Here is an 11634-nt window from a genome sequence, read left to right on the forward strand (position 1 = left end):
ATGGACGATGCCGAGGAGTATACCGAGCTTTCCGACACCGAGAACCCGTCGATATACTTCACCGCCAATCCGCGGCTTGAAACGAATTCGCTCGGTGTGCTCAATTTCATCGATCTGAGGAAATACGATGTCCTCGGCGGGAAGACCTGGCGCGATATGACCTATGCGAACCTCTCCGCGATGCAGTCGGGCGTGCTCGGGTTCGGCGAAGTGGATGCGCGCGGTCAGTTCAAGTCGTTCGCGGCGAAGGTAGGGCCGTTCTCCGTGGGGAACGAAGGCGCGTACGACCCGAATTTCACTGCCGACCAGAACGTGCTCATATTCGATTATCGGTTCGAACCGGCGGTGCAGAAGGCGAATTATGTTTCCGTGGTGCAGGGCTACAGTACGACGCTCCCCGGCTATACCAATGTGCGCGGCATCGATGCGTCCCGGTATGTCGAGCTTGAGATAGTCGCTAAGCTCGTGAAGCAGTCGGAGACCGATCTTGATCCTGAGAAAGTGCTTCTCCTGGTAGAAATGGGGAGTCCCTCGGAGGATTTCGATAATAACGGCATTCGCGCGGCCGAACAGAGCGCGGATGCGTACGGCATGGAATTCGCCTACTTCAACAGCACGTTCGGCGTGAGCAGGAACACACGCCACGGGAACGGCGTCGGCGTGCCGGGGTCATCGTCCAATGATGTGAACAACGGCAACGGACGCCTCGACAGGGAGGACCTGAACGGCGACGATCAGTTCTCGCGCCTCGATGACGTCGTCGCGTATCCTTCGCCCGATACGGTGTCGACGAACGTATATCCCTCGGTGACCAATACGCTCATCGAATTCCCGTCGCTTACGAAGTACAATAATAACCCGGCGCTGTACACCTACGCGAACACGTTCTATGAGATAACAAGGCTCCCGGTGTACGGGTCATTGGCCGATGGGATGAAGCAGACGCCGTATCTCAGGCTCAAGATGCGCATACGCCCCGATCTCTCCGCGAACACGAAACGCATACTGGAAAAGACGACGGGCCTGCGATTCTCCATCATCTATCCCGGCGGGACCACGCCTTCGAAGGGGCGTCTTATCGTCGATCGCGTGCGTTTTACCGCATCGCGCTGGTCCGATATATACGTCGATAATGTGAAACCCGTTCTCTCTGATATGTTCAAGACCGTCGTGCTCAATTCGCAGATAGACCCTGAATACCGGTACGGCTCAGGAAGGCGCATCGTCGATGACAAGGAATGGTACAAAACGTATACGGAGCTCCACGGGACGCTCACGGCGAGCGAACGTGAACGGTTGTCGGAGAACGCGCTCAAGCTCCAGTACAATCTCAATAATATCACGAACACGAACGGCGCCGCAGCGCAGGGCATTGCCGGCGAGATACGGATATTCAATCCCGCGGACCGGTTCTATGATCTTTCGATATACAAGGAATTCAGCTTCTTCGTCTATCGGGAGAGCTGGAGCACGAACAATGAGGCGCTCATCTTCAAGTTCGGTGAACAGACGAACCGCACCTATGTCGCACGCATACCGATATCGCTCCTTACACGCACCAATAATGTCGGCACTGTCGATCTCCAGACGGGCTGGAACAAGATAACGATTAAATTGCGCGAGAGCGGGACGGGGACCAATGTGTTCCCGGTGTACATCAATGATGTCGCCGCGCCCGCTGCGAGCACGTACCGCATCGGGTCGACGACGCTCACGCGCATCAGCATGTTCGCCTTCGGCGTCGATTCGAGCTCGTGCGCACCGGGGCCGTTCGTGACCGGTACGCTCTGGGTGAACGAGGCGCATATGAACGATGATGTGCAGGTCGAAGGCTGGGCGTGGCGTGCGAACGCGAATGTCGGCTACGCGAAGGAGCTCCTCATCGGCGATGTCCCGGTACTGTCGGCGGTCAATGCGAATTATGCGCATAACGACATGCGGCGCGGTTTCGGGAGCATCGGGCAGGCGCTGACACGGGCGGACTCGTCGGCGGATTCGTTCTCGTTCCGCTCGACCGTGCTCAAGGTGCTCGCTGCGGACGTATCGCTCGCGCAGTCCGATAATCTGAGCGATACCGACGAGCGCGTGATACCGAAGGACAGCCAGAACTATGCGCGCAATACCTCGGCGAACATAGCGCTCACGATGAACCCCGGCGTATGGTATATTCCCACGCTCACGCACAACTATTCCGAAACGATAAACAAATCGTTCGCTGCCTCGCGCTACGAGACCAATGTCGCCACCGGCGGCTCGGGTGAACTGAAGCTGACGAAGACGGAAACGCGCGGACGCACCTACGGCTTCGGCGAGACGATAACCATGCCCGATGCGTTCGGCATTACCGGTGCGACGATATCCGAGAACTATACCATTTCGGCGACGATACAGAAGACCATGTCTCAGGAGACGAACAGTGTCCCGGAATCGGCGGTGTCGTTCGACAAGGACCGCGGTTATTCCCGCGTCGTCGGCTTCTTCTTCGATGACGAGAATATCTTTAACAGCGCCAAGCAGAGCTCGACCATTGCGGACTACAACGATGTCGCGAGCGCACGGTATCAGTTCAGCCGGAGCCAGAGCGGTTCGCTCACGTTCGCGTTCCCCTGGCTTACGACCGCGCTCTCGCTTTCGCATACCGTCGGGCATTATATCGACTACAGTCAGACGATACAGAGCCAGATATCGACCATTTTCGACGGCAATTATCTTCAGGAGCTCATACTGCTCTGGTCAAAGAACGAGATCGATGTACCGGTGAACGAAACGAACATAGTCGTCTCCGGGTCGGTCACGAACACCAATATCATCACCCGCCGGCGCACCGCGCGCACGACGGAGACATACGGCTCGGCGCAGTCGATATCGGTGCCGTCCATACCGTTCTTCGGCACCTTCTCGATAAGTTTCAACGAGTCCTATTCCGAGAGCGGGTATGCGTACAACAGCGCCAAGGCGTTCTCCCGCATGACGAATTTCTACACCAATCAGGCGAATTTCATCGCGAACATGGCAACCTACGGATACAACGGCTCCAATGATTACAAGAATACCTCGGTATCGCTTTCCGGTGCGCTGGCGTTCTCCTTCGGGTTCAAGGACCTCTGGAAGGAATGCCCGCTGCAGGCGGTGCCGGTGAGCGTGAACCGCTCCATCTCCCTTGCCGAGAACGCTGTGCCGCAGACGGCGTTCTCGTTCAATAGTTCGCAGTACGAATTCGGCATACTCCGCTATGCCGCCGCCGCGCTCCCGGCGCTTATCATGCCGCCGTGGTACTATATCGACTATCCTTTTGCGCCGATCATACGGCTCTTCTTCGGCAACAACGCACGCAATGCCGAACAGCGGCACAATGCGTCGAAGATGATCGCCGAGATGCTTGCGTATTACAACGGGAGATCGCTCTCCTATTTCATGCCGTACGTCAATGACGAATATTATGCCACGGTCAATCTGAACGAATCGTATTCGCTTACGTTCCAGTTCGTGGAATTCCCGGTGGTGAAGCTCTTCCTCCCGTCGTCGTTCACCTATTCACTTTCGCTCAGTACGGGACGCGATCAGTACGGGAAGATATCGCAAAACGATTCGTTCTCGTTAAGCGTCGGGCGTCCCATCTCCATCATCGATATGGTGCGTCTGTTCAATCCCTCGTTCAATGACCCCTTCTGGTCGTCGTTCACCGCGAGCTATTCGGTATCGTACAGCGCCAATAATAATTACCTTACGAAGATAAGGAGCGATGTCGTCAATGCATCCGTGTACAGCACGCTCAAGGTCGGCGAGAACCTTCCGCTCTCGCTTTCGGCGGGGTATCAGGCGACGTTCAAACGGCAGTATCTTCGCATGGGGGAAACATCGCCCTATATGGGCATTGGCCCCTACAACGGTACCGATGCGTATGCACCGTATAATGTCGGCAGCTATGAATTCGGCTACGACCTCACCCGTGATTCGGGTATCGCCGCGCTCGACCCGGGGCGCAACGATCATACGTTCACGTTCGACGCAAAGCTCGATATCCCCGCTACGGGTAAATGGATATTGTTCTTTGAGCTGGAAAAGCCGATACAGTTCACGCATACGCTCCATCTGCAGATGCCGTACCTCAGGTTCGCATCGTATGATGAGACGGTGAAATTCTCCCCGGACGGCGGTCCGCTCAAGACCGCAGCGGAGTATATCAACAGCACGCTCCAGGCCGACGTTACGTGGGAATTCCTGCAGATACTGCTTGAATACCGGCTTGGTTTCAACCTGAACGAATACATCACGATCAATCAGTACAATAAGTTTCCGCTGCTGTTCAAACAGTATTACTCTTCGGTGAAAGAGCTTGTGGATAAGAGCCGATGGGACCTTGTCGTCGGCATCGAGATCGGCGCCGATATCACGTTCCGGTTCTGATGCGTATGGAAGCAGGCTTCGATGACCTCTTCGCAGAAGAACGACCCGTAGTCATTGATGTACGCTCGCCGGCCGAATTCGCGGATGGGTCCGTTCCCGGTTCATTCAATGTGCCGTTGTTCTCCAACGAGGAGCGCGCAATTGTCGGTACGCTCTATGCTCATGACGGGGTCGATGCCGCCTGGGACGAAGGGATACGCCTTGTTTCCCCGAAGATACCCGGCATAGTGGACGCGGTGCGCGGACACCGGGGCACGGATACGCGTGCGGTCATCGTCCTCTGCTGGCGCGGGGGCATGCGGAGCAAAGCGGCGGTCAATTTCCTTGCGCTTGCGCGTATACCGGCCGTTCAGTATACGGGCGGGTACAAATCCTACCGCCGTTCCATACGCGATGTCATCGCACGCATAGCGGATGATTTTTCGACGATAACGGTACGCGGGCTCACCGGTACGGGTAAAACGGCGATTATGCGGAGGGCGCTGGCGGACGGGGCGGCCTTTCTCGACCTTGAGCACTATGCCGCTCATCGCGGGTCGGCGTTCGGCGGGGCGGGGCTTACGCAGCCGACACAGCAGAATTTCGAGCACGTGCTGGGCGAAGCGCTCGTGCGGTTCAGGTATCACGGGGATAGAACGCTTTTCATCGAAGGCGAGTCGCGGCGAATCGGGCGCATCACCGTGCCGGAGGTCGTCATCGATCGCATCATCAAAAGTGATCATATCGAGATAACAGCGCCGATGGATGTTCGTGTGCAGAATATCCTCGACGAATACATGCCGTTCATTACGGCCGATCTTGTCGTCGCGACGCTTGAAAAGATACGTGATGCCCTGGGGGGCGAGCGCTATACGGCGTATGTGTCGCTTGCGCGCGAGGAACGCTACGCAGAATTGATACGGCTCCTTATGGAAAATTATTACGATACGGGATATACTTTTTTCTGGAACAAGTACGGCGGCGGGCGATGCCTTTTACAGGTGCCGCATGACGCCGCGTTCGATCTTGTGCGGGCACTCCGCACCCGGGAGCAAGCATGAGTTCTGCATCGGCGGGCATACGCGGGAAGAATATGGATGCGATACGGGCGCATCGCGAGCTTTTCCCCCTCGATGTTGAAACGAGGATAGCGGAAGCGGCGGCGGACGGGTTCTCCTGCACGCCGATAGCGATCAAGGGCGCGGCAATGAGCTTCAAGGCATCACGGGACGGGGCGTCGGCGATCATGCACAGCCAGTACGATCCGATCAAGGAGGCGAAAACCCTCGCCGAAGAGGCCGTGAACGATCCGGATGCCGATCTTGTCGTGGTGCTCGGTTTCGGGGCGGGATACATCGTTCGGGAGATACTCACTGCGCGCGATAATATCGATGTCATCGCCGTTGAACCGTCGTACGGCATACTGAATTTTCTCATCGATACGTTCGATATGCATGATCTGTTCTCCGACGAGCGCGTCATGTATTTCATCGGCGGGAGCGACAGGAACGATATCGAGAACTATCTATCGCTCAGGAGCACGCGCAAGGTGCGCATCATCACCTCGCGCGGGTACTGGAAGTTCTTCTCGAAAGACCTGGGCGACCTCTCGCAGGCGATACTCAACTTCGTCGATGCGAAGAGCATCAATATCAATACCATGATACGCTTCGACCGGCTCTGGGCGTATAATATCATCTGTAATATCGATGTGATCCCGTTCGTCCACGGCGTGAACCGCTTCTTCGACCGATTCGCCGGTGTGCCTGCTGTCGTCGTTTCGGCGGGGCCTTCGCTCGAACGGAATATCGGCCTTCTCGGTGAGATGAAGAAGAAGGCGCTTATCATCGCCGTTGATACTGCGCTGAAGCCGCTCCGCGAGCACGGCATTACGCCCCACATCGCGGTGGCCATTGACCCGCAGGGGAAGAACGCGAAGTATTTCCGCAACGCCGTTTCGAGCGGTACCGCACTAGTCTCGGAGTCGTCGATACACAATGAGATAATGCGCAATTACCCCGGGCCGATATTCCTCGCCGCCTCGCCGTTCCCCCTTGCGCAATACCTCATGGGATTCCTGGGCGACAGGGGCGAATTGACCGTGGGCGGGTCCGTGTCGACCGCAGCGATAGATATCGCCTGCCGTACCGGCGCCAACCCGGTGATCATGCTGGGGCTTGATCTCTCGTTCCCGGAGCTGGCAACGCATGTGAAGGGGAGCTATCATGAAGAGGATTTCCACACGCAGGTGACCAAGCTCGATACGTATGACGGACGCATCTATAAATATATACTGTCCGGGCGCGTGACGCCGGCGAGGAATATTCACGGTGAGCGTGTCTATGTCGATGCCCGGTTTACCATGTACCGTGAATGGTTCGAGAAATATGCCGCTGCGAAGCCCGGTGTGAAATTCTACAATGCAACGGAGGGCGGTGTAGCGCTCAACGGCATGGAGAACATTACGCTCGCATCGCTCGCAAAGACGCTGCCGGACCGTGATATCGATTTTGAAACGGTATCGGCGAATGCGCGCGCCGATACCGCGACCGAAGCTGCGATACGCAGGGAGATAATCGATGGGTTCTCGGCCATACGAAAGGAGATACGCACGATGCGGCGGCTCGCCGAGGACGGTCTCTCGATAACGGATAAGCTTGAACACGGCGTGAGGCACAAGCACAATGTGGCGGGCATGGTGAGATCGCTCAATACCATCGATGAGCGCATCGGAGAGCTGCATGAGGCGAAGCCCTTCGTGAGCGTTACCATGCAGCGCGTGATAAACTATATTAAAGAGGGATACGCTTTCGATGAACATACGCCGGAGGAATTGCGGCCGGTCATCGCCTCACGAGAGTTGTACAAGGAGATAATCCGTTCCGCCGAATACAACGATGACCTCATCGAGATGGGGATACGCAAACTGAGCAAGGCGACGGTATAGAAGCGGCGCTTCGTTAAGAAAATAGGCCGTTCTACTTGGGCACGGACTCAGCGGCTATTCGGTCACGAACGAGCGCGCAGTGCTGTCTGAGGATATAGAATTGTCCGGCGAACGATATGGGTATCTTGCTCCTGTTGATGCCGTGCTCTATCCTGTCGAGTCGTACGAGATAGTCACTGGGCGAGCGTTCCCTGTTCTCGAGATGGTCCTGTTCGAGCGTCAATAATGCGCGGTACCATCGGCCTATCCTGACATTGACGCTGAACGTATACAGGGCCGGTATCACCTGGAATGCCGGGATGAGCACGACAGCGGCGGGGATGACGACGACGATGAGCTGGCTTACCAGCGTCGCAAGCCAGAACGGCAGCACGCGATAGAAGAATCCTTTACCGGACTTGTAGAAGCGCATCGCCTCATCGCTCACGGGGATGTCATTGGATACCGGCGTCGGGAATTCGCCGCGCTTGCGGTACATCGAGGGGCGGCTGTGTATGTCATGCGCCGCTTCGAGCAGAAGATCGGATACGGCGGGATGAAGGTCCCTGCGGGCGATGAGCTGCACGGTCGCCCCGACGAGAGTGATATCGTTTTCCGGGATGTTCTTCTCGAAGTCGATGGAGCCCATCGGCAGCGTGAGCTTCGTCAAATACTGGATGCGGCGAATATAGGCGTCCGCCTGTGCATAACTGTATATGTGTATGTCCGGTGAGCGCTGGAGTTTGCGCATGGTGCCGAACGCTGCGCTTTCCCCCATCATGAACACCGCGTGTATCTTCTTTTTCACGAGCGCGTCCGCCGCGTCCTCGCCGTCGAGATCGACGAGCAGTTCGTTCCTGTTCGTCTCTATCCCGCACAATCCGAGCAGGGTCACGGCGAGCCTGCGCACAGCGCTCCCCTCGGCTCCGACAGCGATGCGTTTCCCGTCGAGTTCGGAGAGGAGCGTTATCTTTTTCCTGCCGATGTAATACAGCATGAGCGGTTCGCTGTAGAGGCTCCCGAGCGATTCGATGCCGTTCGCGTTCATACCGCGCGGCAATCCTCCCTGGAAAAAGGCGACATCGACCTCATTGGAACGCGTCTTGAGGCGCATGAGATTCTCAAGTGAACCCTGCGAGGGAAGTATATGGAGCGTTATCCCGTTGCTCGCAAGGAGCTTTCGATACCGTTCGGCGTTCGTCTGGAACACACTGTCAGCGGGGCCGCTCGACATGGTGATGGACGATGGGGGCGCGGAATAGATGAACCAGAACACGGCGAACGCGATGACGAGGGACGACAGGATGATAATACTTATCGTTACGCCGCGGTTGAAGCCGAACGTCTCTTTCAGCGTCGCCTGCAGTTTGGCGAATCCTTTGGGCGATGCTTCCATGATGATACCTGCCATGTGATACGGCCGCTCCGCGGCATTGAGCGCAGTATATCAGATGGGGAATGTTCGTCAATTCACCGCGGAACGCTACCTGCGATTATCCTCGATACGGCCTTTGCCTCCGTCGCGCGGTTCTATCGATGCGCGTTCGACAAGGGTTACCTTTGCGGTAAGTCCGAGCTCCAATGCCAGCTGCCGGGTGATGGTGGTCTTGAGGTCTTCAAGCACCTTTATCTCGTCGACGGCTATCCCTTCGGATATGGCAACCTTTATCTCCATGGTCTCGGGCCCGAGGGCATTACCGAGCACTATCCTGAACTCAGGCTCAACGCCCTCGGCGTTCGCAAGTATCGATTCCACCTGCGCCGGGGAGATCTTCAATCCCATGAACACGACGATGTCGTCCGTGCGCCGCGCGACACGGCTCATACGCATGTGCGTTCTTCCGCAGGGGCAGTCCCCGGGGAGAAGCCGTGCGATATCGCCGGTGCGGTAGCGGATGAGGGGACAGCCTTCTTTCGCGATATTGGTGAACACGAGCTCGCCTTCATCGCCGACGGCGGCGGGAGTGAGCGTTACCGGATCGATGACCTCGACGATCACCTGGTCCTCGTTCACATGCAGCCCGTTGCGTTCGGAGCATTCCCCGGAAACACCCGGGCCCATGATCTCGCTCAGACCGTAGGTGTCGTACGCACGGATGCGGAGCTTCGTTTCAAGTTCTTCGCGCACATGCTCGCTCCACGGTTCGGCGCCGAATATGCCCACCTTGAGATTGAGCGATGACGGATGCAGATGCATCTCTTCAAGACCCTTGGCGATGCGCATCGCATAGCCAGGCGTACTCGCGAGCACCGTGGTCCTGTAGTCCTTCATGATGGTTATCTGCTTCTGAACGCTCCCCCCCGAAGATGCCGGTATTACCGAGGCGCCTACCTGTTCTGCGGCGTAGTGGAAGCCGAAACCGCCGGTGAAGAGGCCGTAGTCGAAGGCTATCTGCATGAAGTCGTGGTCCGTTACACCGGCCGAGACGAGGAAGCGCGCCGTCGATTCCGCCCAGTTGGCCAGATCGTTCTTGGTGTAGCCGACGACGATGGGTTTGCCGGTGGTGCCGGACGATGAATGGATGCGTACGATATCCTTGAGCGGAACGGCGAAGAGATCGTAGGGATAGCTTTTTCTCAGGTCGTCCTTGGTGGTGAACGGCAGATCGGCGAGGTGTTCGAGCGATACGATATCCTCGATGTCGATGCCGGCGGTGTCGAACGATTGCTTGTAGAACGCAACGTTCTTGTAGATGCGGTGGAGCGTCGCCTGCAGCCGTTCGAGCTGGAGCTGTGCGAGCTTCTGCCGCGGCATGGTTTCGATGGCTTTGTTGAATATCATCTGTTCACCCCGTTCACTCAAGGTCGCTTTTCGCTTTATATTCTTTGCCGAGATAGGCACGCTGGATGTCGCGGTTGCCGAGCACGGCGCGGGCGCTCCCCTCGAGCATGACCTGTCCGGTCTCAAGGGCATAGCCGCGGTCGGCTATTGCGAGCGCCGCGCGGGCATTCTGTTCGATGAGAAGTATCGTCATCCCCGCGCTGCGGAGCTCTTTTATAACGCGGAAAATATCCTTCACGACGATGGGTGCAAGTCCCGTTGACGGTTCGTCGAGGATAAGGAGCTTCGGGCGCGACATGAGCGCTCGTGCAATGGCGAGCATCTGCTGTTCACCGCCGGAAAGCGTTCCCGCGAGCTGATGCTGACGGTCGAGGAGCTTCGGGAAGAGACCGAACATGCGTGACAGCTCGCTTCTTTCCGCTTCCCGCCGTTCGCGGGCGGAGAGTTTCATCCGAAGCGGATGCCCCCCGAGCATGAGGTTCTCGCGCACGCTCATCGCAGCGAACACATGCCGCCCCTCGGGGACGAGCACGCAGCCGTTCGCGACGATGCGTTCCGTGGGCATGCGTGTCATGTCCTTCCCGTCAAGCAGCACCGTTCCCGCGGATGCTTTCACGAGCCCCATGATAGTGCGTACCAATGTGGATTTCCCGGCACCGTTCGCCCCGATTATCGCAACGATCTCGCCGGTATCCACATGGATGGACATCGAGCGCAGCACGCGCAAGCTTCCGTATGACGCCCGAAGGCTCTGTACGCTAAGCATCGGCGGCCCCGAGATAGACGTCGATGACATCGCGATTGCGCTGTATCTCCGCCGGCGGTCCTTCGGCTATCCGTTGACCCGAGCTCAGTACGAGGATGCTGTCCGATATTTCCATGATGAGCGACATGTCGTGCTCGATGATGAGCACCGTGATGCCTTGAGCGCGAATGCGCCGAATGAGAGCAGCGATCTCGTCGGTCTCATGATTATTGAGCCCCGCTGCCGGCTCATCGAGGAGCAGCAGTGTCGGATCGAGGGCGAGCGCGCGGGCGAATTCGACCACACGCTGACGGCCGAAGGGGAGACTTCCCGCTTCCGTGGCGGCAAGCGGTGCTATCCCGAGAAGATCGAGTATCTCTCGCGATGCTGCCTCTGCGGCGGCGCCTTCATGCATCGTATGCGGGAGCGAAAGCATCCCCGCGATGAACGTGGCTTTCGTCCGCGTATGCCGCCCCGCGATGACGTTCTCGAGCACGGTCATATGCGGGAACAGTTTTATGTTCTGGAACGTCCGTGCTATGCGCCGGGAGGCGATCCTGTGCTGCGAGAGCCCGTGTATCGGCTCGCCGGAAAAATGGACCGTACCCGCATCGGGGCGTATCGCGCCTGCAATGAGATTGAAGAGCGTGGTCTTTCCCGCGCCGTTCGGGCCGATGATGCCTTTGATCATGCCCGCATCAACATGGAAAGATACGTCATTCACCGCGGTCAGTCCGCCGCACGCTTTGGTCAGATGCTCCACCGAGAGAAGTTTCATGGCCGTTTCAACCATCT

At 57.5% G+C, this 11634-nt stretch carries 7 protein-coding genes; 3 read left to right on the plus strand and 4 right to left on the minus strand.

Translation table 11 applies throughout. The features are described from left to right. The 3 genes from AABZ39_15965 to AABZ39_15975 all read left to right on the plus strand — a co-directional run. Window positions 1-4407, plus strand: a 4407-nt coding sequence (locus AABZ39_15965; GenBank protein MEK6796276.1) for a hypothetical protein, incomplete at its 5' end; no start/stop codon positions are given. A 5-nt stretch (window positions 4408-4412) separates the two neighbouring features. Further along, window positions 4413-5447 carry a tRNA 2-selenouridine(34) synthase MnmH gene (gene mnmH / locus AABZ39_15970; protein MEK6796277.1) on the plus strand — a complete coding sequence of 345 codons (1035 nt, stop codon included), beginning with the start codon at window positions 4413-4415 and terminating at the stop codon, window positions 5445-5447. Then, window positions 5444-7333, plus strand: a complete 1890-nt coding sequence (locus AABZ39_15975; protein MEK6796278.1) for a 6-hydroxymethylpterin diphosphokinase MptE-like protein — start codon at window positions 5444-5446, stop codon at window positions 7331-7333. The genes mnmH and AABZ39_15975 overlap by 4 nt, the downstream gene beginning before the upstream one ends. Window positions 7334-7364: 31 nt before the next feature. Here AABZ39_15975 and AABZ39_15980 read toward each other — a convergent pair whose 3' ends face one another. The 4 genes from AABZ39_15980 to AABZ39_15995 all read right to left on the minus strand — a co-directional run. Continuing rightward, the gene (locus AABZ39_15980) at window positions 7365-8723 is read right to left on the minus strand and encodes a TAXI family TRAP transporter solute-binding subunit (protein ID MEK6796279.1); all 1359 of its coding nucleotides are present in this window, start codon (window positions 8721-8723) and stop codon (window positions 7365-7367) included. Window positions 8724-8795: 72 nt separating this feature from the next. Then, window positions 8796-10094, minus strand: a complete 1299-nt coding sequence (locus tag AABZ39_15985; GenBank protein ID MEK6796280.1) for a phenylacetate--CoA ligase — start codon at window positions 10092-10094, stop codon at window positions 8796-8798. 13 nt (window positions 10095-10107) lie between these two features. Continuing rightward, on the minus strand, window positions 10108-10815 hold the full coding sequence (locus AABZ39_15990) for an ABC transporter ATP-binding protein (protein MEK6796281.1): 708 nt from the start codon (window positions 10813-10815) through the stop codon (window positions 10108-10110). A gap of 37 nt (window positions 10816-10852) precedes the next feature. Beyond that, window positions 10853-11634 (minus strand): ABC transporter ATP-binding protein (locus AABZ39_15995; GenBank protein ID MEK6796282.1); only part of this gene is annotated, 782 nt, incomplete at its 5' end.

The organism is Spirochaetota bacterium (assembly GCA_038043445.1).
Classification (GTDB): Bacteria; Spirochaetota; Brachyspiria; order Brachyspirales; family JACRPF01; genus JBBTBY01.

Excerpts from the sequence above, each read along its gene's own strand:
- AABZ39_15985 (MEK6796280.1), bottom strand. The coding sequence starts at position 10,094 with ATGATATTCAACAAAGCCATCGAAACCATGCCGCGGCAGAAGCTCGCA.
- mnmH (MEK6796277.1), top strand. The coding sequence starts at position 4,413 with ATGGAAGCAGGCTTCGATGACCTCTTCGCAGAAGAACGACCCGTAGTC.
- AABZ39_15980 (MEK6796279.1), bottom strand. The coding sequence starts at position 8,723 with ATGGCAGGTATCATCATGGAAGCATCGCCCAAAGGATTCGCCAAACTG.
- AABZ39_15975 (MEK6796278.1), top strand. The coding sequence starts at position 5,444 with ATGAGTTCTGCATCGGCGGGCATACGCGGGAAGAATATGGATGCGATA.